The organism is Nostoc sp. C052 (assembly GCF_013393905.1).
Lineage (GTDB): Bacteria > Cyanobacteriota > Cyanobacteriia > Cyanobacteriales > Nostocaceae > Nostoc.
On sequence record NZ_CP040275.1, the window covers coordinates 248564 to 273929 of the forward strand.

Annotated in this window: 24 protein-coding genes and 1 pseudogene; 11 read left to right on the forward strand and 14 right to left on the reverse strand. The window is 40.1% G+C overall.

The features are described 5' to 3' along the window. Positions 1-93: 93 nt before the first annotated feature. From FD723_RS37350 to FD723_RS37375, 6 genes are all read right to left on the reverse strand, one after another. Positions 94-549 carry a hypothetical protein gene (locus FD723_RS37350; protein WP_256875373.1) on the reverse strand — a complete coding sequence of 152 codons (456 nt, stop codon included), beginning with the start codon at positions 547-549 and terminating at the stop codon, positions 94-96. A gap of 283 nt (positions 550-832) precedes the next feature. After that, positions 833-1723: an alpha/beta fold hydrolase gene (locus FD723_RS37355; protein ID WP_179070220.1), complete on the reverse strand. Its 891-nt coding sequence runs from the start codon at positions 1721-1723 to the stop codon at positions 833-835. Positions 1724-1783: 60 nt separating this feature from the next. Continuing rightward, a complete protein-coding gene (locus tag FD723_RS37360; RefSeq protein ID WP_335061985.1) occupies positions 1784-2212 on the reverse strand; it encodes a nuclear transport factor 2 family protein in 429 nt (142 codons plus the stop codon). A gap of 442 nt (positions 2213-2654) precedes the next feature. Further along, the gene (locus FD723_RS37365; protein WP_179070256.1) at positions 2655-3641 is read right to left on the reverse strand and encodes a zinc-dependent alcohol dehydrogenase family protein; all 987 of its coding nucleotides are present in this window, start codon (positions 3639-3641) and stop codon (positions 2655-2657) included. Between the two features lie 184 nt (positions 3642-3825). Beyond that, positions 3826-4275 carry a cupin domain-containing protein gene (locus FD723_RS37370; protein WP_256875374.1) on the reverse strand — a complete coding sequence of 150 codons (450 nt, stop codon included), beginning with the start codon at positions 4273-4275 and terminating at the stop codon, positions 3826-3828. 207 nt (positions 4276-4482) lie between these two features. Next, positions 4483-5844: a condensation domain-containing protein gene (locus FD723_RS37375; protein ID WP_179070221.1), complete on the reverse strand. Its 1362-nt coding sequence runs from the start codon at positions 5842-5844 to the stop codon at positions 4483-4485. 912 nt (positions 5845-6756) lie between these two features. On the opposite strand from FD723_RS37375, the gene FD723_RS37380 reads away from it, so the two are divergent. After that, the gene (locus FD723_RS37380) at positions 6757-7200 is read left to right on the forward strand and encodes a transposase (RefSeq protein ID WP_179070222.1); all 444 of its coding nucleotides are present in this window, start codon (positions 6757-6759) and stop codon (positions 7198-7200) included. Between the two features lie 486 nt (positions 7201-7686). Continuing rightward, positions 7687-8001 carry a hypothetical protein gene (locus FD723_RS37385; protein WP_179070223.1) on the forward strand — a complete coding sequence of 105 codons (315 nt, stop codon included), beginning with the start codon at positions 7687-7689 and terminating at the stop codon, positions 7999-8001. Positions 8002-8077: 76 nt separating this feature from the next. On the opposite strand, the gene FD723_RS37390 is transcribed toward FD723_RS37385, so the two are convergent. Together FD723_RS37390 and FD723_RS37395 are read right to left on the reverse strand one after the other, a co-directional pair. Further along, entirely contained in the window at positions 8078-8962 is an 885-nt protein-coding gene (locus FD723_RS37390; RefSeq protein ID WP_179070224.1) for a hypothetical protein, read from the reverse strand. Positions 8963-9589: 627 nt separating this feature from the next. Beyond that, a complete protein-coding gene (locus FD723_RS37395) occupies positions 9590-10396 on the reverse strand; it encodes a class I SAM-dependent methyltransferase (protein WP_179070225.1) in 807 nt (268 codons plus the stop codon). Between the two features lie 413 nt (positions 10397-10809). Between FD723_RS37395 and FD723_RS37400 the strand changes: the two genes are divergently transcribed. Continuing rightward, complete coding sequence (locus FD723_RS37400; protein ID WP_179070226.1) at positions 10810-11070, forward strand: hypothetical protein; 261 nt, start codon at positions 10810-10812, stop codon at positions 11068-11070. On the opposite strand, the gene FD723_RS37405 is transcribed toward FD723_RS37400, so the two are convergent. From FD723_RS37405 to FD723_RS37415, 3 genes are all read right to left on the reverse strand, one after another. Then, on the reverse strand, positions 11065-11523 hold the full coding sequence (locus FD723_RS37405) for a peptidoglycan-binding protein (protein ID WP_179070227.1): 459 nt from the start codon (positions 11521-11523) through the stop codon (positions 11065-11067). The genes FD723_RS37400 and FD723_RS37405 overlap by 6 nt on opposite strands. 134 nt (positions 11524-11657) lie before the next feature. Further along, positions 11658-11837, reverse strand: a complete 180-nt coding sequence (locus tag FD723_RS37410) for a hypothetical protein (RefSeq protein WP_179070228.1) — start codon at positions 11835-11837, stop codon at positions 11658-11660. 1118 nt (positions 11838-12955) lie between these two features. Further along, the gene (locus FD723_RS37415) at positions 12956-13600 is read right to left on the reverse strand and encodes a hypothetical protein (RefSeq protein WP_179070229.1); all 645 of its coding nucleotides are present in this window, start codon (positions 13598-13600) and stop codon (positions 12956-12958) included. Between the two features lie 171 nt (positions 13601-13771). Between FD723_RS37415 and FD723_RS37420 the strand changes: the two are divergent. Further along, positions 13772-15265 (forward strand): annotated as a pseudogene (locus FD723_RS37420) (ISNCY family transposase). Positions 15266-15693: 428 nt separating this feature from the next. Next, on the forward strand, positions 15694-15996 hold the full coding sequence (locus FD723_RS37425; protein WP_179070230.1) for a 2Fe-2S iron-sulfur cluster-binding protein: 303 nt from the start codon (positions 15694-15696) through the stop codon (positions 15994-15996). 273 nt (positions 15997-16269) lie between these two features. Here the strand turns inward: FD723_RS37425 and FD723_RS37430 are convergent, their stop codons facing one another. Continuing rightward, positions 16270-17517 (reverse strand): hypothetical protein, encoded by a 1248-nt coding sequence (locus FD723_RS37430; RefSeq protein ID WP_179070231.1) that lies wholly within the window; start codon positions 17515-17517, stop codon positions 16270-16272. A gap of 107 nt (positions 17518-17624) precedes the next feature. On the opposite strand from FD723_RS37430, the gene FD723_RS43630 reads away from it, so the two are divergent. Both FD723_RS43630 and FD723_RS43635 read left to right on the forward strand, forming a co-directional pair. After that, a complete protein-coding gene (locus FD723_RS43630) occupies positions 17625-17756 on the forward strand; it encodes a hypothetical protein (protein WP_256875375.1) in 132 nt (43 codons plus the stop codon). Positions 17757-17912: 156 nt separating this feature from the next. After that, a complete protein-coding gene (locus FD723_RS43635; RefSeq protein WP_256875341.1) occupies positions 17913-18035 on the forward strand; it encodes a hypothetical protein in 123 nt (40 codons plus the stop codon). Between the two features lie 312 nt (positions 18036-18347). Here the strand turns inward: FD723_RS43635 and FD723_RS37435 are convergent, their stop codons facing one another. Then, positions 18348-18596 carry a hypothetical protein gene (locus tag FD723_RS37435; RefSeq protein WP_179069846.1) on the reverse strand — a complete coding sequence of 83 codons (249 nt, stop codon included), beginning with the start codon at positions 18594-18596 and terminating at the stop codon, positions 18348-18350. A gap of 297 nt (positions 18597-18893) precedes the next feature. On the opposite strand from FD723_RS37435, the gene FD723_RS37440 reads away from it, so the two are divergent. Genes FD723_RS37440 through FD723_RS37450 form a run of 3 tightly spaced genes read left to right on the forward strand, consistent with a single transcriptional unit; the run spans position 18894 to position 23681 of the window. After that, on the forward strand, positions 18894-21659 hold the full coding sequence (locus tag FD723_RS37440; RefSeq protein ID WP_179070232.1) for a DDE-type integrase/transposase/recombinase: 2766 nt from the start codon (positions 18894-18896) through the stop codon (positions 21657-21659). Then, positions 21659-22774 carry an ATP-binding protein gene (locus FD723_RS37445; RefSeq protein WP_179070233.1) on the forward strand — a complete coding sequence of 372 codons (1116 nt, stop codon included), beginning with the start codon at positions 21659-21661 and terminating at the stop codon, positions 22772-22774. Before FD723_RS37440 ends, FD723_RS37445 begins: the two co-directional genes overlap by 1 nt. Then, positions 22764-23681 carry a TniQ family protein gene (locus FD723_RS37450; protein WP_114084684.1) on the forward strand — a complete coding sequence of 306 codons (918 nt, stop codon included), beginning with the start codon at positions 22764-22766 and terminating at the stop codon, positions 23679-23681. Before FD723_RS37445 ends, FD723_RS37450 begins: the two co-directional genes overlap by 11 nt. 960 nt (positions 23682-24641) lie before the next feature. Here FD723_RS37450 and FD723_RS37455 read toward each other — a convergent pair. Next, positions 24642-24788: a hypothetical protein gene (locus FD723_RS37455; protein ID WP_179070234.1), complete on the reverse strand. Its 147-nt coding sequence runs from the start codon at positions 24786-24788 to the stop codon at positions 24642-24644. A 191-nt stretch (positions 24789-24979) separates the two neighbouring features. Here FD723_RS37455 and FD723_RS43640 point away from each other — a divergent pair, with 191 nt between their 5' ends. Then, positions 24980-25108: a hypothetical protein gene (locus tag FD723_RS43640; RefSeq protein ID WP_256875376.1), complete on the forward strand. Its 129-nt coding sequence runs from the start codon at positions 24980-24982 to the stop codon at positions 25106-25108. Positions 25109-25366 lie beyond the last annotated feature (258 nt).

Genomic DNA, 25366 nt, shown 5'->3' on the forward strand with positions numbered 1-25366 from the left:
GAGTTGCCAATTGCGAATTGGTTTAACCTTTTCCCCAAACCCGATTCCGAGTTAAAAGTGCAAAACCCGAGAAGTATTGAGAGTACTGAAGATTCAATTTTTCCTACAAGTTTGGCGCATCAAGATCCGATTGTTTTTATACACCTCTAAAGTTCCAGACTGCGGGCTATCTAACGTGCCATCCCACACCCAATATTCATAGTTTCTATTCCGAAACTTATGCACTTGAACACCTTCTGTCGCTTGCTTAGTTCCTTTGCCCAAACTTAAATTACCGTTGGGATTGGTCGCCCGATAGAGCAGTTCACCAGAATTATAATCCTGCCAAATATTGATGTTATTGCCGCCTTGGCATTTAGTACTCAAGATGATGCCAGCAGTTGAATCAGCAGAAGCAGGTAAGGAAAAATTAACTAAGACGCTGATTGGCAGAGCAAGAGTAACGCGGATCTTTTCAGTAGTGTTTTCATTGTTTTCATTAGTGTTGTCAATACCTTTGCCAAAATAAGAGCCTACAAAAATTTTGGCAAAAACTGGCAAAATCCCCATACATAAACGTTTAGCTTCTGAGATAGATAGGACTGTCAGAACCTTTATACTGCGGGCAATACGTTAAAAAAACCTTGTGGTAAACCCCAAAGGAATTTTTATGACTTATTGTTTTTACCAAACCTCAGAGAACAGCGAGTTAATGGTGCAAGGAGCATCAACCCACCCTCGTAAATTGGCAACGGTATTGGTTGTAAGATCAATTTTTTGGTCTAGTTTTTTCATGATGATGAGTCCTGTGTCCTGTGGGGAGCAATGCAAAAAGCCCCCCAGCTTTGCCACCTCACAAAATCGTGTTGCTCCCGTCCTGTGATTGTCTGACATGAGTTGTCATAAAGCGACGGATATGATCTGCGATCGCATCTCCTTCCTCTTCTAGGGCAAAATGTCCGGTATCGAGTAAATGAAACTCAACGTCTTTGAGATCGTCCTTGTAGGGATAAGCGCCTTTGGCTGGGAAGATGTCATCATTTTTACCCCAAACAATCAAGGTAGGTGGCTGATATTTGCGAAAATACTCCTGCCATTGCGGATATAGTGGTGGATTCGTGCCATAGCTATAGAGTAGTGCTAGCTGAATCTCATCGTTGCCGGGGCGATCGAGGAGAGGTTGATCCATATTCCAGGTATCAGGGCTGATTGCTTCCAGATTGCGAACGCCGTTGGTATATTGCCACTTCGTTGTTTCCAGTGTGAAAAAGGATCTGAGCTTGTCAGCATTCTCAGGAGAACGGTCTTGCCAGTAGGCTTTAGCTGGGTTCCAAAATTCGCCGCGTATACCTTCTTCATAGGCATTCCCGTTTTGGACAATCAGCGCTTCCACTCGCTCTGGATATTTAGCTGCAATCCGATAGCCAATGGGAGCGCCATAATCCATTACGTAGAGGCTATATTGCTTGAGATCGATCGCCGTAATAAATTTCTCCACGATTTGGGACAAGCGATCAAACGTGTAGTCAAACTCATCCACAGTTGGCATAGAACTGTTGCCGTAGCTCGGATAATCCGGGGCAACTAGATGGAAGTGATCAGCAAGCGCAGGCATCAGATTGCGAAACATGTGAGATGAGGTCGGAAAGCCGTGTAACAGAAGAATCGTTGGATTACTGCGGGAACCAGCTTCTCGGTAGAAGATATCTAAACCATCGATTGAAATTGTGTGAAATGTGGTCATGACTCACCTGAGATATTTGGGTGTTTAAATTCTGAACTGCTATTGGTTCAGTCCTTTGACTCAGATAAAGAAGGCATTCATGCCGTCAATGTCAGAGAGGAAGGTTTCGAGCGCGGCAATCCTGTTATCCTTGAACTGACAGACCGTAGCCAAGTATTCATCAAGTACCCGCTCGCCCTGTCGGGCAGTATTGTGCAGAGACAGAGCCACGTTGTCTCGGCCGACAAGAATGTGCTGTAGCTCGAAGTTCAGCCCATAGCTCGTAATTTTGCGGGCGCGATCAACTACGGCATCAGCTCCATTTGCAGTGCCTGAGATCATGTTGTCGCCCGGCAGTGTCCAGTGTGCGTCGTCAGCGAGGAGGGCGCGCATTGCACTCCAATCCCGTGCAGCGATTGCTGTTTGAAAACGACGAGCGATGTCGAGCTTCGCATTGCGATCGGTCACTTGTGCAACCACTTCTGCCTGAGAACGTTGATTCATTGTCATAATCGTGATTCTCCTGTTCAAAAATTCGGTTCTTCGCATTCATGCTGCGTTCTAATGAGAGAAATATCCCCAGTCCACCTTGGAGCCGTTAATGCATTCCGCCAGGAACAGATAATTTTGAATTAGTCTCAAGTTCAGACTAAAAATAAGTACCTGTAGTCATCTGGGGAAACGTTATCCTGCCATGAGCTTCATTCAAGAAGGCAGAAGGCAGAAGGCAGAGGGCAGAAGGTTTACATCAGTTGGGAATTCAGACCCCTCCTGAACAAGAGCCACCAAATTGAAAATTTGGTGGGGGTCTTAAACCCTTACTCCCTCCGGTCGTAGCTTCAGCGCTGGAATTCAGAATTCCTTTCTGCCAACTGAGCCTCCTGCCCTCTGCCTTTCCTGATAACCAAGGTTTGAATGGGCTTTTCTTTGTTCTTCTCCAAGCCAGCTTGAACTATATTGCAATGTCGATTACGATTTTGCCCACCGATGTGCCTTGCTCAACCGCCTTGTGGGCATCCAGTGCGGTATCCAACGTAAAATGGCGAGGATCAACAATTGGGCGTAGTTGTCCTGCATCCACCAACTGCGTAGCCTGATGCAGAATCTCACCATGATGAGTACGCCCTTCACCATTCAGTAGAGGCAGAAGCACAAATATGCCTGAATACGTAGCAGCCTTCCGCGAGAGTGGCATCAAGGAGTGCTGACCCCAGCCGTAGCTACTAACGACATGTCCGTAAATGCGTACTGCCTGAAATGCATCGTCTAAAGTGGAGCCGCCAACGGTATCGTAGACCAGATCAAAGCCGTGACCATCTGTATACAATTGCACAATCTGCTCAATTGATACACTGTGGTAGTCTATCGGTACAGCACCCAGTTGTTTCAGCATATCGTGCTTAACAGCCGAGGCAGTAGCAAACACTTTGGCACCACGCGCTTTGGCAATCTGCACAGCGACATGACCAACACCGCCAGAGCCGCCAAGTACGAGGACTTTCTGACCATCGCGTACATTAGCGCGATCGACAAGTCCTTCCCATGCAGTCAAAACCACCAAGGGTAAAGCTGCTGCTTCACGCATACTGAGGTTGGTTGGTTTTTTTGCCAGTAGATCGGGATCAACTGCGGCAAATTCAGCGAGTGAACCTTGCAGTCCACCGACTCCACCCGTCAGTCCGTAGACCTCATCACCGACTTTAAACGCGGTGACATTTTGTCCAACTGCTTCAACGACCCCAGCCAGATCGGTTCCCAGCACAGCAGGGAGTACAGGTTTGGCATGGGGCGCTTTACCTGTGCGGATTTTGCTGTCGAGCGGGTTGACACCGCTTGCCTTGATTCGCACCAGGACCTGGTTGACAGTGGGTTCCGGTCGGGGAATTTCGGCGGTACGAAATGTTGCAGTTTGAAAATTATCTACAATCAGCGCGTGCATAGTTGGTGATGGCTTCACCTATCAACTCCTTACTTGTATATATTGTTGCTCAAAGTTTCTCAATTGCAGCCCTACCAATAGTGATATGAAATTTACCAGCATTCAAACTATGGTTATGGGTTATGCCTGACTTCTGCACCGATTTTGTTCATTGTTTTAAGACGATTTCTATGTTCTCCTAGCATCATGCCGAGGGTAAGGTTCCAGGCGGACCCAAAATTTCGTCGCCGATCTCAACGCAAATACGTTCAAACAGTTCCATATCCGGTATTTCTTTCTCATCAAGTGTACCGACTGCTGCGATCAGCCGAGCAAAGCCACTTGGCGCAGCAACGACCAACACGCGAGCTGGCTGATCGTTAAGCACGGCGACGGTGTGGGGTGTGGCAGTAGGAATCAGGAAGCTTTCACCAGCACTCAACACAGCCTTCTTCTCACCTGCCCAAACCGTAAACTCCCCGGACAGTACATAGATTTGTTCAGAATAGCGTGTGTGGCGATGGAGGGGTATTTGTGTACTAGGAAGGAAGTAGCCTTCGATCAGATCGTACTGACCTGCGGTAGTTGTGTGATCTGCAATGATGCTGAGGCGAGAGCCAAAAAACCAGAGAGATTGTGTCATCAGATTACTCATGTTGATTAATTGTTTGCCTAATCAGGAGCCGTTAAGAAATAATTTTTATGCTTGTTGATATCTATGAAGTTTACTGAGGAGTATCTCTAAGCCAATGAATGTCTCTGCTTGAGTTTTTTCACTGCACATTTAATAGTTACAAATTTCTCGCAATATAACCTCTACCATTTGAACGTTTTAGTAGAAGTTATACAAGTCACACACTATTTAAACCTTTTTTAAAAGATCATTGCTTTTACAAACAATTTCTCTTTGCTCCTCGTAGTTGGATGCGATCGCCTCATTTAGTAGATGTATAGCTTCCTCATGGAGTGTTTTTGTCTGGGATTGCAGCATCACCCGTTCTGAACACACGAGCGTGAAGAATAGCCGATCTCCCAAAGTCGCTACGCCAACTAAGCGATCGTTTTTGACACCTGTCGTCACTACAGGCCCATAGATAGCCTGAAGTTCTAGCTCTCCAAACTGTTGCGCGATCGTCAAGCGCATGAGATTGCTAACGGTGATATCGTAGTCCAATTGGTCTTTAAATACTTGTAAAGTATCATCAGGACTAGGATGGGTGGACAGCAATTGTTGAAATTGAAAAATCTTCCCAAACAGCTTGTTAGATGTCATACTTTGCTTGAGTTGTTGTTTAGCAGAACGAGCGACTTCCCAAAAATCGGCATCAAAGCTTAAGAGGTGCGATGTCCGTTCAGCACCAATATATAAACTGAGATTTTCCTGGTTTGCAGATGTCAAGTATGGTCTGAGATTAATCGGTGACGTACAGTTGAGGTTCTGCGTCTGTTTTGAATGATTTTGCTGGCGGACTGCTAAGAGAAAAGCGGCACAAATCGCAGCATGAACACTCGTTTGTTCTTGCCGACAACGAGCGATGAGTAAGTGCGTTGTTTCGGGCGAAAGTGAACCAGAACTGACAAATGAACAGTTAGGTTGCTTCGCACGTTGCCCAACCACAAAGGAATCACTGATGAATGTAGGAATTGGCTTTAGCAAAGAAACTTTTTCGGGAGTTCGATCGACAATCAAATCCTCTAGTGACGGAGGCACGGATAAAGACTGTCCGAATGTAGTGGGTGTAGCGTACACCGAAGGGGTTGCTGTAGGCATCGCCTGCAAAATATCCCGAATTAAGTAAGTTACAGAAATACCATCAGCGATCGAGTGATGACATATCACAATCAATTCTGATAATTCTGCGCCATTGCTGGAGTGAACCAAGACAACCCGCACTAACGGAGCTTGTGACCAAATAAAAGGCGTTGCGATTTCTTGCTCAACTTCTCGCTGCCATTGTTGTTCGGATAGCCTCTGCACAACCCGCAGTGGAATATCAGCACAGTCTTCGACAAACCAAGGGTGCTTTGCTTCATCCAGAGCAATCCGAACTCGGAGGAATGGATGCCTTTGCTGTACAAAGTGGAGTGCTTGTTGAAGTTGAGTAACTGTGAATTTTCCTTTGATTTGGGCTGTGAGAGCGAAATGTAAGGAATGAGCTTGATCGTGGAGCCAGAAGATTTGCTCTCCCGCACCCAAAGGGCGATAGACCTCGAAAGATTGCATATATTTAATTAATCTCCAATAATGATGCTGAGGCGAGAGCCAAAAAAGCAGAGAGATTGTGTCATGAAATTACTCATTTAATTAATTGTTTGCGTAATCAGGAGCCGTCAAAAAATAATGTTTATATCTATGAATTTTACTGAGGAGCATCTCTAACCTAATGAACGTCTCAGCTTGAGTTTCTTTAACTGCACATTTAATAGTTACAAATTTCTCGCAATATAACCTCTACCATTTGAAGGTTCTAATAGAAGTTATACAATTCATACACTATTTAAACCTTTTTTAAAAGATTATTGCTTTTACAAACAATTTCTCTTTGCTCCTCATAGTAAGACTTTCACTACTAGATTTATGCAATTATATTGCAGTCTTCTATCGCAATTAGAAACTGGAATTAAAACGTATTTTAACTAAGTTATACCAATTCTGTATGAATATGTATAGAAAGAACCTCTCCCAAATGAGGATGCATAGAAAGAACCCCTCCCAACATCACCAAAGTATCAGGGAGATTGAGAAGGGTCAAAATAATGTGCAGCTTCACAGAGAATTGATATTATTACAAATAGCTGCAAGTTTCATCCTTTAGGAGTAGTAATTAAACTCATGCTTCATTAAAAATAAATACTTGTCAATTTAGCAAAAATAATTGTAATCGATCACGGGGCGATCGCAACTTGCAAAACAACGCAACGATCCAGCATCCAGCCTTCATTTTCAATCAAACCAAGCACCTATACTCGGTAGTATTTTGAACAACTATGGGTATGAGTATCATCGGATGCTGTTGGCGAAATATTTCTTCACATTTGAAAACCTTATAAATGCTAAAGCGAACAGACGTTGAGGAAAATGGGATGATGTTAATCAACAAGCATCTACCATCACCTGCGGTGAAGGAGGAATTGAGTGATTCAACCGCAATCCATAGACCCCATCCCAGAAGAAACAGTGCGTGTGGCTCGTGCCGCTTTCCCAAAAGGCAATCTCTACATGACCATGAGGGATGAAATCGGTACTCTCTACAACGACCAAGATTTTGAAGACCTGTTTCCAACACTTGGGCAACCCGCTTTTAGTCCTTGGCGGTTAGCTTTGGTCTGCGTCATGCAATATATCGAAGACATGACTGACAGACAAGCGTTTCAGTTGCAGTTCGCAGTAGAATTGATTGGAAGTATGCACTTTCTCTCTTATTTGACAGACTCAGGCTTTGATTTTAGTGTACTCTGCGAATTCAGAGTCCGCTTAATTTCTGGAAGTGCCGAACAAAAATTACTAGATATCTTGTTAAAGCAATTTAAAGAAAAAGGAATTATCAAAGACAGAGGAAAACAACGTACTGTGATTTGAACTAAAAAATGAGATTTCAACTCATGATATGCTTCAGAAATGAGTATCCAGTTTATAGTTCACTTTTAATATTCGAGTTTTTTTATTAATAATGATTATCGCGTAGGGGATAAAAAGACTGATAAAAGCGACGGTTGTATCAATTCTTCGGCTTGATTATCATTATTATTCAGCTACGATTTGAGTAGGCGATCGCCCAACAACAGAGCGTTCGCTTGGACAATGAAATATTTGATTTTTACTCAGATATCTACTAAAACAAAACTTTTGAACCATAACATGGGTATTTGAATCATATTCTGAATTAAAAGTTTAAGTTAGAACAATTTTGTCAGGGATTTTTTGTGCAAGTTTTGTCCAATTGTGTTTTTTCAACTCATTCTCTAGTTATGATTCAGAATTTCAACTCTCACTCATGATTTGATTCAAAGTTTTAATTTGTGATTAGCGCGAAAGCCTAAATTTTCGTTAACTCTTTTCTAATTTATGGATCAAAATTTTTCTCACATTATGATTCAAAGCATACGTACCGATTCAACCCAACAAGAGGAAAATTCTAGCAATATTCTAGAGGATCAATTATTTAATTTAAAATCTCAGGATTTAAGAAATTTCTTTACTAAATTAGGTCTAGTAATTCAGTTTAGAAACCCAGTCTGCATTGATAGCTTGCATAAAAGCAGTGTATCTGTATTAGCTCATACGGACAATGTATTTAGAGGCGAAGTATTTTATATATTGCCAATGATAGTTGAACCAGTTCAAGTTAAAAGGGTAACTATTATTCATATTAACACTTGAGAGTTGAAGCTAAAGTAATTAATTACCATAATTGATAAAACCCCAATTTATTATAATAAATTGGGGTTTTAGGTTATCAAAAATGATTTAATACTGCAATAGGAGCTTTGCTATAAAGCCTTACTCTATGTAATTTGTATTCTTCAATAAATGCTTGACCTGAATTAGCTAACCACTCTACAAACTGAATCGCTTCAATAGGTGGAGTAGTGTTCTTTAACATTGCTAGGCAAGGATTGAGCAAAATATCATTAGGATTAATATCCCCAGCTTCACAGAAGACACGAAGATTTTTACGTTTGTCAGGATCTGCCCAGTTCCAAATACCACGGTCAGTCAGAGTATAGTAACCTCGCTCGTTAGCTTCTTGGAGAGCAGTATCAGGATAATGTTCTTTGCTTTTAAGCGGAAGATACCACGAATCGGTTCCAACTTCAGGTAAACGACCAAGAATTTTTTTAAATATTTTCCGTTCTATAAAATTGGTAGCAGATTTGTCATTGCGTGTTAAAAAATAAACACCAGATTGACCTGAAGCAATCTTTTTAAAAAGCTTTAGTACTTGATGATTAGAGTAGTGCGGTGTAAGTTCTTCAGATATAGGTAAAGCTACTGGATTGGTAAGAGAGCCTATGAGAGTGAAATGATCGCGAAAAATATAGACCGGTGCAAAACTAAAATTACGTTCTTTGTACTCTTTATATACCCGTTCGATTCCATAAGCCCAGCCGACATCAATTGAACCATTAGCTAAACCTTGTAGTGTCTCCTCTGTATCTGATTTTTTCCAAGCAATACAATATTCTGCCTTTGTTTGTGCCAAGAAAGACTCAGCCATATAGTCTACAAAGCGAGTGATTCCAGCCCCGCCATTGCCAATAATAAATCTAGGTTTATCTTCTTTACAAAAAGAAGATAAAATAATGCGATCGCAATCATTTATTTGGGCTTCTTTTTTCATAGTTTTATTCAGTAGGTAAGAGCGTACGTAAATAGGTGTAACGACCTGCAATACTAATCGCTCAAACCTGCAATCAAGACATTTACAAACCAGGATTAAATGCAACTATAATTGCGCTTCAGCCAGGATTAAATGCAACGTTCCCCTTGATTATTTGCAACCTACCTGCTTTTCCTCTGTTTGAGCCAGGATTAAATGCAACTATAAAAGTAAAAAAACGAACGTTTTCTTAACTGCGTCACTAGTAAGGCTTAGAGTTCCTTTTACCGTTGTTTTTTCAGTAAATAAACTCGTAAAGAATTCAAAGTTAATTTATCAAACTCAACCCTAGTAAAGTGTTAAGCTTATTTGCAATTAATTCTGGTCGAAACGGATGATTGCAGGCTGGTTGCATTTAATCCTGGCTCAGTTGCAATTAATCCTGGCTCAAATAAAATTATAGTTGCAAATAATCCTGGCTCAATACAGCGATGATTGCAGGTCGGGGGATTTATAATTGCAGGTCACTACAGTTATCTTTCCCATTTAAAAGGTTAATCAACTATCATCCGCTTTCAGTTGTTCACTAGAGAATTGATTTTCTCTTCACAATCCAATAACTCTGTAAAGCTTCAAGAAACTATATAGTTATTTTCGTGCCCAGATTTGTGTCACACGAGGGATGCCAAACAGTGTTGTTTCGTCCTCTGCCAACTCTCTTATTTGCTCTATAGTTTTCTTAATCTCTTCTGGTGTTGTTATTCCAGTTTCAATTAAAGCATCAGCTGCCTCTTTGAGTGACAAATCTATAAAACGCTTAGTTTCTTTGTGAACTGCGACAGGCTGCACTAAAAAAATTTCTCGCGTCAGCAAGCCAGCATTTTGAAATATTTGGTAAAGCTTGCTTCCCATACAAAAGTGCTGGCTACGAGTGTTACCTAGTCTAAGGAAAAGCTCAAAACAACGGTCGTAGCTAGAGTTAGCAGGTTGACAAAAAGCAGTGCTAAAGTCGGCTTCCTCACACACTAACAATCCATTCGGCTTGAGTAGTGCCAGCATTTGTTCCAGTGCATCTTTAGGGCGAGTCAGATGGATTAGCAAAAAGCGGCAGTAAACTAGGTCAAAGGAGTTATGAGGTAATCCTGTATTGTAAGCGCTGCCCAAGACAAATTTTACATTACTCAAGCCAAGTGCGTCTGCATTTCCTCGTGCCTGTTCTACCTGCTCTGCACTCACATCTACACCAATAACTGAACCGTTGAATCCAACTTGTTCGCCTAACCAATTGGAAACACTTCCAATACCGCAACCAATGTCAGCTATATGCATTCTTTCGCAGAGTCCAACTCGCGCAAGTAAAAACTCTGTATATGGCTTATGGATTTGGTGAAGAATTTGCAATCGATTTACGCCTTCTTTTCCAGTGGCTAGTGTATAACGGTCATCATGTATCATTTTTTATTCATCTTGGAACTGCTTGACTTAACTAATTATTCTTAAATCTATATGAAGAATTAGAGCGTTTTTAAATCTTGTAATTCGTAATTAGGAGGTTTAATCACCTATTACAAGGCTTACAATTAACAGTTATATTAATAACGCCCTTTTTGTGTCAGATAGTCACATAAAATTAGTTTACCTGGGTCGCTTAGACCGGAAATTATCTCCGGTCACTTCAATGGCAAGCCGATTAATTTTGATGAGTGAATAAGTGCGAACGCACCTAATCCAACCTCATAAAAAAGCTGACTGTGATTTAGGCAGCTTTTTGATTAGGATGAAATAAAAAACGCTAAGGCTTATATACGAATGGCACTAAGAAAAGCCCAAAGGCTTGTCTCGTCTTGTTCCCAGCCTCCAGGCTGAGAATGTATTTCAAGTGGGCTTCTGCCTCTTGTCAAGCTAATGGAGGCGGCAGCCCTCCCAGAATGGGTTCCCAGCTTAGAGGCTTGTTCCAGTCAGAGAAAGGACTGTATTTTTTCTTAGTGCCATTCCACTCTGAGTTGAAATTTTTGGACAATCGAGTGATGGATGAACCTGTCCATCTCGCAGTGGAAGGTTGTCTCCAACTTGAGTTAGAGTCTAAAGCCAATCTATCTGCTTCGGTACTTTTGGTAAAGCCGTTATAATTTCCAGGGAAGTGGTGAGTGATAAGGATTTTCATGCATATCCAACACTTCCCATGTACGAGGATTCACTTGTCCTGTAACTGGAACTTTGTACCGTTTTTGTAAATCCCTTACCGCAGATTCGGTAATGGAACCAAATACTCCATCAACAATTGCACCACGCGGATTTCCTAATCTGACTGCTGCTGCTTCTAAAAAACTATTATCTAAGAGAATTTTCTGCAATATTTTAACGCTTTTACCTCGATCCCCGGGATGCAAGGTGGGTAATGATAAATCGGTATACGCTGTTGCAACCAAAATCGGAGGTTTTTGTATTGGAAATGTTACTGCGCTCGCTGTACTAGTTAGTGAAACTCCAATCAATTCTGCTATCAGTGTTGTTGATAAGAATACTTTAGACAACACAAAAGTAATTTGAAAAATCGATTTTTGAAGTTTTATTGATTTCATTAAGTATCTCCTAATGTGTTAGTCTGCTCATGCAATAGAATTTCAAGAACTTCTATGATCCAGCCCATTCTTGAGGCTTTTAAAAACCAAAACCACTTGTCGTTGGTATATATGTTACCTAGAACACCGATTCATTAATCGGAAGAGCAGGTAGAGTTGTTTGCAATAGCGCGTGTGGAGATGGGGGGTGTTTGTGTGCCGGGAAGAAAGTAGCCTTCGATCAGATCGTACTGACCTCCTGTAGTGGTGTGGTTGGCAACGATGTTAAGGCAAGTACCACAAAGCCAGAGAGATTGTGTCATTAGATTACTCATGTTGATTAATTGTTTGCCTAATCAGGATCTGTCAAAAAATAATTTTTACGCTTGTTGATATCTATGAAGTTTACTGAGGAGTATCTCTAAGCCAATGAATGTCTCTGCTTAAGTTTTTTCACTGCACATTTAATAGTTACAAATTTATCGCAATATAACCTCTACCATTGGAACGTTTTAGTAGAAGTTATACAAGTCACACACTATTTAAACCTTTTTTAAAACATCATTGCTTTTACAAACAATTTCTATTTGCTCCTCGTAGTAATACTTTCACTACTAGATTTATGCAATTATATTGCAGTCTACTATCGCAATTAGAAACTGGAATTAAAACGTATTTTAACTAAGTTATACCAATTTTGTATGAAGATGTATAGAAAGAACCCCTCCCAAATGAAGATGCATAGAAAGAACCCCTCCCAACCTCACCAAAGTATCAGGGAGGTTGGGAAGGGTCAAAATAATGTGCAGCTTCACAGAGAATTGATATTATTATAAATAGCTGCAAGTTTCATCCTTTAGGAGTAGTAATTAAACTCATGCTTCATTGAAAATAAATACTTGTCAATTTAGCAACAATAATCGTAATCGATCACGGGGCGATCGCAAGTTACAAAACAACGCAACGATCCAGCATCCAGCCTTCATTTTTAATCAAACCAAGCACCTATAATCGGTAGTATTTTGAACAACTATGGGTATGAGTATCATCTCAACAGAAAACCGAGTTAAGCTTAAAAGCTTTATTAGATAAAGATTCTCCTGATAACCAAGGTGATTGACGCTCTGCTGATCGTCAAGCCACTGCTCAACGATAAAATAAGGGTTTCAGATTCTAAAAATGCTTGTATTGCTTATGTAATATTTCTTAACCCGGTTTTCTGCATGAATACTACTTATACCCCATCTACTACAAGAAGGATTTCGCTCATTTGTGTCAGATTTTATTTAGATTAAGAGTTAGGACATTAAATAAAACAATCTTATCAAAGAGAATATCTGCGACTTTAAGTAGATGCGCTACATAATTAAAATCACTCTTTCTCAATTTCTCACATATCTTTTAATTTTTCTATAAAAAATTAAACACTTGTATTAATCAACAATTTTATTTGTTATAAAACAGTTATTTTATCTAATTGTTCTTTTCTCAAATCTTTCATTTGAGTAGCAATCATAAATACATATATTAGATCAAAGACAAAAATCGCAGTATATAAAAATACAAACAAGAGCGATCTTCCTTGTATTGGCAAAGAAAGATAGAAACCAAAAGAAGCAAGTAAAGTTCCCATCATCTTAAATAAAGCAATAAATATTGATTGACCTCTGAGAGCGTTGCGTCTGACTAGCATATCAATAAAAAGAATAGACATCATAAGATTTTGTCCAAAAGCTGTATATGCACCACTCCAATCATGAAACTCATAGGTGATAAAAAGTACACAAAAAAAGCTAACAACTAAGGTTAATAAAAATATGGGAAAAAACAGTTTTTTTGGTAAATATCTCAACTCAGGTTGTCCAAATTTTAGAAATTCAAACAAGATAATTACATCAAGAAAAAACCATACAATATTGACTTGAAGTTGTGGTGCCTGATGAGGATGAAGGAATGAAAATATAAATTCCCATGAAATATTTGCACATAGAGCAACTAATGGCATTCCATAAGTTTGATCTTCAAAACCACGTTTAATCAATAAAATATAGGTCAGTATCCAGAATACTCCACTGGCAAGAAATAAATTAGTTACCATAAATAATCTAGCGTGGCAAAACTTACTAGAGAGGAGCAGAAATCCTGTAATCTTGAGCTTGTAGCGAAATAATGGTGCAAAAACTTGGTAAGAAAAAGTTTAAAACCAGAGGCAACATCGTTTGAAGTACTAGATTGTGTTCAAAAAAAATGCCCTTCGTGTGGTCAAGCAATGTGGAATGAATACAATAATCCTCGACATATAAGAACGTTAAATGGGGTAGTAGAACTACAGCTAAAAATTCGGCAATGTCGAAATAAGTCATGTATGCGGTATAAAAAAGCATATCGACCAGAGCAAGAAGGGTCACTCGCTCTACCACAAAACGAATTTGGTTTAGATGTGATTGCTTATATAGGAGCATTACGCTACCAGGAACATAGAAGTGTTACCCAAATACACGCTCACCTTGAATTAAAGGGTATATGTATAAGTAAAAGAACGGTCACACACCTAATTGACAGATATGACGAATTACTTTCTTTATGGCTAAAAGACCATAAAAGATTAAAAGCAATAGTGGCTAATCAAGGACGGGTGATATTAGCCATTGATGGGATGCAGCCAGAAATTGGACATGAGGTATTATGGGTAATTCGAGATTGCTTATCAGGAGAAATCTTACTAGCTAAAACCTTATTATCATCAAGAAATGAAGATTTAGTGGCGTTATTATTAGAAGTAGCTAATACTCTGGATGTACCAATTGATGGAGTTGTTAGTGATGGGCAACAATCAATTCGCAAAGCTGTTAGGTTAGCATTACCTAGAATTGCTCACGGTTTATGTCATTACCATTATTTGAAGGAAGCGATTAAACCCATATATGAGGCGGATCGACATGCAAAAAAGGAATTAAAGAAAAAAGTTAGAGGATTACGAGACATTGAACGTAGTGTTACTAATGAAACTCAGGAAATGGCAACTATTATCGAAGATTATTGCTCGGCAGTACGTAGTTCTATAACTAATGATGGTCATCCACCGTTAGAGGCATGAGGATTAAAGTTACAATCAAATTTGACATTGATAGAGCAAAGCTTAGAACGGATGGAAAAAAAAGTGCTTTAACCCCACCCTTAGTCAACCTAAAACACCTGATAGCTAAGGGTTTATCTGCGACTGCATCTTTATTTTCACCTGTTATAGTTGCATATCAGTGGGAAGATACAAGCTAGTGATATTCTCAATAATAAAATAGGTCTTAATGCTGCTGGTGTCAAACAAAGCTATCAGCAACTATTAACAGAAATGTCCCAACAAAAGCAGAAAGCTGGTACACTTAGTACCGCAATCGATAACTTTATAAAAACCACTCATAACTACTGGTCTGGACTTTTTCATTGTTATGAAATTGAAGACTTTCCCAGAACTAATAATGACTTAGAACATGCTTTTGGTATGCTACGTCATCATCAACGTCGTTGTACTGGTCGTAAAGTTGCCCCCTCATCCCTCGTTATTCGTGGTTCTGTCAAACTTGCCTGTGCAATCGCTACTAAACTTCATTCTTTTACCGCATCTGATTTAGCACAAGTTGATATTCATACTTGGCTCGAATTACGCTCTCAACTGAAAAAACACCATAAAGCCAGAATTGAACAATATCGATTTCGCAGAGATCCCAAGGGTTACTTGGCTAATTTAGAGAGTCGTCTTCTCTAGTAAGTTTTACCACACTAGTAAATAATTGTTTCAGAAAAGATCAGAATTATGCTTTTGTAGTCCGTAGAAGTGTGATCGCTCTAAAAGCGAGGTGTATTCCATCGCCCCCTAATGGATTCTCTCTCTTATTGGGGTATGAGTATCATCGCAACAGAAAACCGAGTTAAGCTTAAAAGCCTTATTAGATAAAGATTTTTCTGATAACCAAGGTGATTGACGCTCTGCTGATCGTCGAGTCACTGCTCAACGATAAAATAAGGGTTTCAGCTTCTAAAAATCCTTGTATTGCTTATGTAATATATCTTAACCCGGTTTTCTACGTGAATGCTACTCATACCCCGGTATTTGCTGATTTCAATCTCTGACAATATTTGGTGTCTATTCCGCAACAATTGAAGAGTATTACTTTGATAACGAGGTCTACAGTTATGACGACGACATACAAAATTCAATTGATGAATGAAGAAGAAGGAATTAACCAAACGGTAAATGTTCCCGAAGATGAATATATTCTCTCAACTGCTGAAATGGAGGGGATGGAGTTACCCTATTCCTGTCGTCAGGGAGTCTACTCGACTTGTACTGGGAAATTGGTTGATGGTTCCGTTGATCAGTCAGAACAGTCTTATTTAGACGATGAGCAGATCGCTCAAGGCTATGTGCTAATTTGTATTGCTCATCCAACCTCAGATTGCACGATTATTACCCACAAACAAGAAGAAATAGCTTGAAAAGGCAGAAATTTTCGGCTGTGATAATTAGACCAACTATCCCCACACAACAATAAGTAATTAGGTTTTTTCCTACAGTGGTAAAATTTGCTAGAGTGAGCCTGGAAACATAGAAAACTCGTTTGAGATTTTCTTTTTAGCAAACGTAATTAAGCCTTTAGTCTCAACTCTCAAGTTAGTTTTACCGCTCTAGTGAAAAACTGCTCAGAATCGTATCAAGAGCCTTCTGCTTTGAAAACAGCTCTCAAGATAACCATAAAAGACAACATTCGTCTATAGTTCTTCTGTCATCACTCGGCGCATAATTTCAGTAACTTCGGCTGCCACTCTAGCATCTAGCTCAATTGCATCCCGTTTTTTTGCGGAATCAATTTTATCAGGATTGGTTTCCTGAAATGATTTCACTCCGCGTAAAGTCATGCTGATAGTTCTTAGCACAGGTGGATGATTATGAGCCTTGGGACGTTCATCCAAAAATTGTACCAGTGCGACATAAACTATTTCAGTACTTTGTCGAGAATCACTGAACCCATCACCTAATTTTGAGATAATTGTGGGAGATGTAACAACTTTTTCCAAACCCAACGCTAGGATAGCTTGATCAATGTAACGACAGGCATCTGAACCCATCGCTCTGACAAGAGGTTCTAGACTATCCCATTGCGCTCCAGGTAATCGAGATTCTGGGGATAGATGGTGATGCCAGCCTAACATGGAGATAAACCTCACCAAATCGTAGGCGGTTACAAGATTGTCTCCAATAGTAGTTTCTGGAGCAGCTTTGAGCAGGACATTTTCTGTTTTTAAATCATGCAATCTTGGCTGATTAATATAAGGTAGTTCACCGTAACGTCCACGGAAAACTAAATCTTGATTTCCGGTGATTTTTTTTACCCATAATTCTAAGCCCTCCCAAGTTTCAAATCGTTTACACATAGCAGCTAAGGCGTTGGAACTAGCTATTTTGTTTTGATAACTAACTATGTCATTCGCTGCGTTAAAAAAAGATACAGTTTTTTGGGGATTTTCTGAATCCACAATCGCGCAATTATCAATATCTACATCAGGAAATTTCGTATTTAATTGAGAAACAATATTCAGTAACGGGATGATTTTTGTTCCACTCCAAAATTGATTTTTCTTCAGAGCGTTTCTTCCCATCCAGTGTGCCTTTATCTTCCCATCAGATAAACGACCAACACAGATACAAGCCTCTTGAATATCTGGATGTATAAATTCTAAACCCTGGGGTGAAATTTGAGGTAATTCTCCAACTTGGGGATAAGGTCGAACGAGTAATTCTGCGGGATTTTGTAGGTATCTCAGGCGAATTGGGTAATTATTAATGTCTGGTTCATAGGGCGAATTCTGCACACCTTTATACAATAATGCTGGGTTGTCAGCAGTCGCATCTGGACTATTAGCAAGTACGAGAAATTCTTGGAAAATTTGCTCTCTATTCTTACCTGATTCTAGTTTGTCAGGAATAGAGTTACTGTTGATATTTGATGAATTCGACATAACTGATATTTCTTGGTTGAATTTGGGTGAGTCAATACAATAAGATGAAAATAAGATGAAAGAGCATTAGTCAAACCGTTTTCAACTTAGTTGGGATAAATCTAGCAATGCCAAATCTACTGCAACAATTTTTCGAGCTACTACGTGATACTCTAGAACTTTTCTTAACTCAAGCATATCTTCAAGTAATGCTTCTACAGTACCAGATAGCAGGGTTAGCGCGTCTCAAACCTTATTGACAAGGGGACTTGCCTGATCAGCAATCAAGTTGGAAACAAAGTGGGACTATCTGGGCTAGGGTAAGATTTAATCCATCTAGCCCCAAGGTTGAATGGCACTAAGAAAAGCTCTAAGCTATACGGAATAAGGGCTACAGCTTTGAAAGCTATTGAACAGTGGAGGAGGGGTCAGGCGGTCGTCCAAGATGGCAGTGTCATGGAAGCGATGCCTACGGCGGTAAACTACGCCACGAAAGACACGCTGAGTTTGCGATCGCCTATGCCATCGCTTTGCCTTGAAACGAACCAAGAGTCCGTAAACGCCGCCCAAAAGCTTATCCCTTAATGACCAAACCCCGGCACGAATTACGAAAGCAGTTGCAAACTGCTTAACCCACAAGCATTTAAGCATTTCGGCTTTTCTTAGTGCCATTCGGTTTAAAACGTTTTCTTATCCGGGCGTGGGATTCGTGACTTCATTCTTGCGATTGTAGAGGAATAAAAAAGTTCAACAACAAATAATAAAGTCCAACAATAAATAAAAAAGTTCTACAATTTCTGTTGGGTGCTTTACCCCGCTCCAGGCATCCGTCCATGAATCGCTCGCAAGTCTTACCGCCCGCCGGAGGCGATCGCTACATTATTACTAGTAGTCTGCCAAGGTAACGCAAGCGTTGTGGCAAGCAGAGAGGCAGAGGTGCGGAGGGGCAAGGGGGAAAGAACTTGTACAAATCTCTCCTCTGCTCCCCTGCTCCCTTGCTCCTCTGCCGACCTCCACCCAGCAATTTTGGGTTGGCGAACTACTAGAGCGATCGCCTCCGGCGGGGCTAGCCCATCACGCCCACATTCGGGTAGAAGCACTCTCCTAATTGTTGAACTTTTTTATTTGAGTTTGGTGTCTCTGTTGTCACTGTAATTATAAAATGAGCAACTCTGAAAGCATAAGTTGAGCAACAGATTGCTTGAAACAGTATTAACCCCGTCAGAAGGAACAAGCAAACAGAAGAGTATTGAAAGCATAAGTTGAGCAAAAACATGATTGAGAAACTATAAGTTGAGCAAACATTTTCAACACTTCGTTCATAAATATACAGCCTTGTGCTGAGATAAACAGTAGGAGAGACTTTGGCAAGCAACACTCTTTCCTAAACCAGAATTATGCTTGACAACCAAGAGTTTAGCAATTGGTGCCGTCAACAAAACCTCAGTCAAGTAGCGCAGGCAATCGTTGAGGAGATTCGCAGCACCAACCCATCTCGTCGAGTAACCGGAGCAAAGAAAAACGTTTGTGGCAGTTACCCCTCAAGAAAAATGGGAGTGACTATTCAATTCGAGAGCCATCATAACGAATTAGCACGTATTTATGAACTCGAACATGACCCATCCGTACTCGAATATTACGACCAACCGCCAGCAATAGAATTAGTCTATCAAAGCAAAAGTGGGCGAAAAAATAGACACCAGTATACACCCGATTTCTTTATAATTCGGACAGATTCAGCTTTTTGGGAGGAATGCAAAACAGAACTTGAACTCAACAAGCTGACCGAATTGAATCCAAATCGCTACTGCAAAAACTCAGATGGCAAGTGGCATTGTCCCCCAGGTGAAGAATACGCTCATCTTCATGGTTTGGATTTCCATGTATGGTCAGATGCTGTAATTAATTGGAACTTTCAACAAAATCTAATTTGGCTGTTAGATTACTTCGGATACTCATCAGAAATTATAAACAAAACCGACCAAAGTTTGATTGAAGCCACTGTAAAAGATTATCCAGGAATAACCCTAGCAGAACTGTTACAAATTGAATCAATAAATACCGATGTTATTTATTGGTTAATTGCCACAGATAAACTTTACGTAGAACTTTATAAAGTAAAACTTTGTCAACCAGAAACCGTACTCGTATTTATTAACAAAGATGTTGCTTTATCTTATGAGCATCTTAACTCAATAGAGTCTACAAACCTAACTAGCAATCAAATATTACTACAAATAGCAGTAGGTACTAATATTTCTTGGGATGGAGAGTCATGGGAGATAGTAAATACTGGAACGACAACTACTGGACTATTACGTGCAGATAGCAAACTTATAGAACTACCAAATGTAGCATTCACAGCATTGATTGATACAGGTAAAATTGTGGGAGTTGAGACAACACAAACCTCAAATATTAAAGCAGCATCTGAAATTCTCAAACACGCAACTTGTGAAGATATTATAGAAGCCAACCGTCGCTACAATTTAATACAACCATACTTAGGAGATAATCCAAGAGCATATCCAAGCAGTACAATCCGTCGTTGGCGCACTCAATACCAAAAAGCCTTACTTATCTACGGTCATGGATACCTGGGATTACTGCCCAAGCATAACAGTAAAGGCAATCGGACTCCAAAAATTGATTCTCAAACCCAAGAATTTATGCTCGATTTTATCAAGGAGCATTATGAAACACCCAAACAACGCAGAAAATTACGGGTTTACGAGGCATTTGTCTTAGCTTGCCAAACCCATGAACCCCCATTCAAACCTCCATCGAGAATCACATTTTGCCAAGCTATCAAACAGCGAAGCGGACACCATCAAACTAGAAAACGTCTTGGTAATCGAGCAGCTATTTCCGAAGAACCATTTTATTGGGAATTAGAGCAAACTACTCCACGGCATGGCAGTCGTCCTTTTGAGATTGTCCACATTGACCATACTCAAATTGACATTGAATTAGTTAGTTCACTCGAATCTCTAACTAATTGTCATATTGCTACAAATAACTCAATTCATCAGAATTTAGGTCGTCCTTGGGCAACCTTTATGGTTGATGCATATAGTCGAAGAATTTTATCAGTTTATCTGACCTTCGATGAGCCAAGCTACCGTGATTGTATGATGGTAATTCGCATATGCGTTGCTAGATTTGGACGGTTTCCGCAAAATATTGTTGTAGATAATGGAAAAGAGTTTCACAGTCATTATTTTGAACAATTATTGGCATCTTATACTTGCACGCTGAAGTATCGACCGCCAGCACATGCTCGGTTTGGTTCAATTGTTGAAAGACTATTTGGGACTGCCAACACGCAGTTTATTCATGAGTTGCAAGGTAACACCCAAATCAAACGCCTTCACCGTAAAGTCACCAAATCTGTCAGTCCAGAAAGATTAGCAATTTGGACACTAGAAGAACTGTACTCTGCCTTTTGTGAATGGGCATATTCGGTTTATGACCAACGATTGCATCCGGCATTAGGTACTAGTCCGTGCGATGCTTTTGTCACCGGATTAGCAACAGGTGGAAGTCGCTTACACCGAAGAGTAGCATATGACGAATTATTCCAGATTCTGACTCTACCAGCACCAGATCAACGAAAGCGTAAAGTTCAACCAGGGAAGGGTGTCAAAATACACAATATTTATTACTGGGCAGATGTATTCCGTGATCCAGAAATCGAAAAATCAATGCTGTGGGTTCGTTACGACCCTTGGAATGCAGGAATTGCTTATGCACTAGCACAAGGACAGTGGGTAAAATGCATTTCTTCTTACTATCAATACTTCCAAGGACGTTCCGAAAAAGAAATTCGGCTGGCGAGTGCAGAACTTAATCAGCGCCAACGCAATTACGGACGTAAGTTAACAATAAATGATCGGGAATTAGTAGAATTTTTAAACTCAAAATTTGCTCAAGAAGGCGCTATCCTCAAACAACGCTTGCGCGATACTGAACATGACAAAGTTCACAAAATTATTCAAAATAATTTGATCCCGGAACCAAAGTTAAATTTCTCAGAATTTGCGGCAGAGGAAAATAATGATTGTCTAGGAGATGACTCGACCAATGAAGGTAAAAATTGTGAAACTATCAGCAATTTGACTGCATATATCACGGAAACCCTTGAATATTATGGAGAGTTCTAATGGCACATGATTATAGCTTTCCTCAAGAATTACTAACTCTACCTATTGCTGACAGAATTTCTTATTTCCAGCAATATACAATGGCGCACCCCAAATTATTAATAGCAGCAGAGAAACTCAAAAATGCAATTGATGACCCAGGATTCTTTTCTTTAATCTTTTTATTTGGGCCAACAGGTGTAGGTAAAACTACCTTATTACGTCGCATCACACAAAGGTTACTAGCTTCTTTTCACAAAGAAATGGAACTAGATAAAGGTTTTATTCCTATTGCTAATATCGAAGTTGCTACCCCGGAATTTAGTAATTTTGATTGGAAAGATTTTTATCTACGTGCTTTGGGCGTTCTCCAAGATCCTTGCATTCAGTTACCTAGTTATGGTCGAATTACTAATTTGAAGTTGAAAACATCCTTAGAAGCTGCTCTTAAACATCGTCGTCTGAAAGTTTTTTGCCTTGATGAAGCACAAAATCTCAGTAAAGTTGCCAGTGGTCGAAAATTACGCGACCAGACAGACTGTATTAAGTCGCTAGCAAACCTTACTCAAGTCAAATTCGTACTGGCAGGTACTTATGACTTGTTGATACTTCGTAACTTGAGTGCCCAGTTGTGCAGGCGTAGCCTGGATATTCATTTTGAGCGATACAAAGTCGAGAATGAAGAAGATTTAAAAGCTTTCAGAGGTGTTGTTCAAACTTTTCAACGTCATTTACCTTTTGAAGAAGAGCCTGATTTACTTAAATACTGGGATTTTTGCTACGAACGCAGTTTCGGTTGTGTTGGTATTCTCAAAGATTGGTTATCTCAAGCATTGGCAACAGCGTTACTGGATGGAGCTAAAACTCTCACTCTGTCGCATTTAAAATCTTCTGCTTACTCTCATGAACAATGCATGATTATCTTCAACGAAACACGATTAGGAGAAAAGCAACTTGAGTTTACCCCAGATAGTTCGGCTTTGAGAATTGCTTTAGGTTTAGAATCTCATCATGGGTCAGCTACACATAGCACGTCCCAGACAACCAATACAACCAATACTAAATCTCGTCGCTCTACTACTGGTAATACTAAACCTCAACGTCGTCCTGTTGGAGGTGGTGAAAATGTCGGTTGAAAGTTTGGCTAATTATGAGTCGTGGGACTTAACGATGAACCAACTTCCAAAACGCAGCCATCTTTATTCTCTTAAACCAATAGGTTTTGGTACACCCACAGTTGAAAGTTTTACTAGTTACTTACAGCGCTTGGCTGCTGCACATGGTGTCTCGATTGCTAGTTTAATTCGCTATAAAATTACGCCGTTATTTATTCAGAGCAACCAACCACCCGATTTCTTGAAAGCTGATGATGCTATCAAAATGCTCATCAATGCTTGGCATCGAGAGCCTGCACTTTTACAACAGCAGTCTGCTAAATTTTGGTTAGACCGAACGCAACATGTTGAAAAGCTGGTTGCCATCGTTGAGAAATTAACTGCTAGGCTTGATCTGAGTTTTCTGACTTTACTTCAATGGCACTCCTGGCGGCTTAACTTCAGTCATATTTTCCATACTGAACAACGTTGGTGTTCTGGCTGCTATCAAGACTGGCGTGAAGCTGGAAAACCTATTTATAACCCTTTGTTGTGGACAATAGAACCTGTCAGTGTTTGTCCAGTTCACCAACGTTACCTACAACTACGGTGCTTGTACTGTGGTTGTTTTCAACAGTTTCTCAATCTGGACTGCAATTCTCTTGGTTATTGTTGTGTGTGTAATGCATGGCTGGGCCGGTTTGTAGACAATACTTCTTTTTCTCAAGGGTCTCGGTTTGATTGGGAAAAGTGGGCTGCTCAATCTGTTGGCCAGATTTTCGGCGCTATGCCAACACTTAGTTTGACTTCTTTTTCCCAAGTTACCCCGCCAGCTAAATACCGGCGAAAACCTACTCTCACTAAATTTTTAAGGTGGTGTTACAAACTTGGAATTAATCCTGTTGAGGGTTTGGAAATTCTCTCGATTATACCGAGTGTAGTCAGTTGAACCCAGACCAGAGCTACTGGACGGTGCTTCCTTTTCCGTAAGCATAAGATGAGCGACCTGTTTTGAAACCATAAAGTGAGCAACTTGCTCATCTTATGCTTTCAGTGACATCTGTGTTGAAAAAGTGGTAGAGTGACCTCTTTCCCATCCCCAAATTGTTCAACTTATTTTTACGTGGACTTGCAGCCAACCACGAAAAATCAATGCTTTGAGAGACTAGAATTGTTGAACTTTTTTATAAAATTGAGCAACCTGCTTTGAAACCATAAAGCGAGCAACTTGCTCATCTTATGCTTTCAGTGACAGTATACCCGATCGCGGGTTGAAGACAAAATAAGTAACCCTTATCTTTTATCCGACATAATCTACGATAAAAACCACTTTCCCCCAGATACTACACTGTCGGTTCGCAGATGTCGGTTTGCAGACTAAATGAAATTTGTGCGGACTAAGTGAAATTTGTGCGGACTAAATGAAATTTTGTTGGTGTAACCCTGATTCTTTCGTAGCTACAGGCGATCGCTGTTGGATAGATTTTTTGCTCAAAGCCTTGTTTTGTAATGAATTGGAACGTTTTATGCCCTTTTGGTGGAAAATTTCATTTAGTCTGCAACAAAAATTGCTCAAACCCTTATTCTTGCGTTGAAAAAATTTCACTTAGTCTGCAAACCCACACAGACAAAGTGAAAATTGTCGCGGACTATGTGAAAATATTCGCGGACTAATTGAAAATTATGTTTCCGAAACCCTAAGTTTTTCGTAGTAAACTGCGATCGCTAGTTACAGAATTACTGCTCCAAAGCCTTGTACTGTAAAGAGTTGCACCTTTTTGTCCTCATTTGACGGAAAATTTCAAATAGTCTGCGAATTTGGTAGGAAATTTTCAAATAGTCTGCGACAAATTTTCACTTAGTCTGCGACAAAACAAGCCAGAACCCTGATTACTCCGTTGAGATTTTTTCAATTAGTCTGCGAACCGACAACACTTTCACCAACATGCGATCGCAAAGAAGTGCATGTTGGCAACGGAATAGAAACTATTGCGCTGCCGATAAATTTTGCTTGTCTTTGGTATCGCCTTTGATGCGTCATCCAAGCGATAACCATTTACAGGGTGCTAACTTCCAGTTATAGTTAGCCGTAACCTATTATAGGCACAATGCAACTATAACTTTGACTTGGTGTAAAGATAGTTTACAAAAGTCGCTCAGGCGGTTGCCTTAGTCTATGGGAATAAAAAAGTTTAACAATTTTTGTTAAGTGCTTTATCCCGCTCCAAGCATCCGTCCAGAAATCGCTTGAAAGAGCCTCTACGCTGCACCCACGCTACGTTATTAGAGCGATCGCCACTGGCTCATGACGGTTACGCCATCGCTCTTAAGCTCTTCAAAGATTTCTGGTCTTATTTGGCGGTAACTCTATTATGATCCAGTCATCAGTAATGAGGAGCATATTTTCCAGTGTTGTAGAGTTTTTTGTTCTTGACAGTTTTATTCAAAAACGCCGCCCGTCCATCAGCAACGGTTAAATTCACACCTTGAAAATTTTTCTTTCGATTCAGTTTTCTCTTCTCAAAACATAACTATTTTCCTGGCTTTCTCCCCTTTATTTTCAGGCAATATCCTCAAGTAAATTGAGTATTTATACTTAATTTATCGAGCCAAAAGTTTTTTTACGATCTCCTC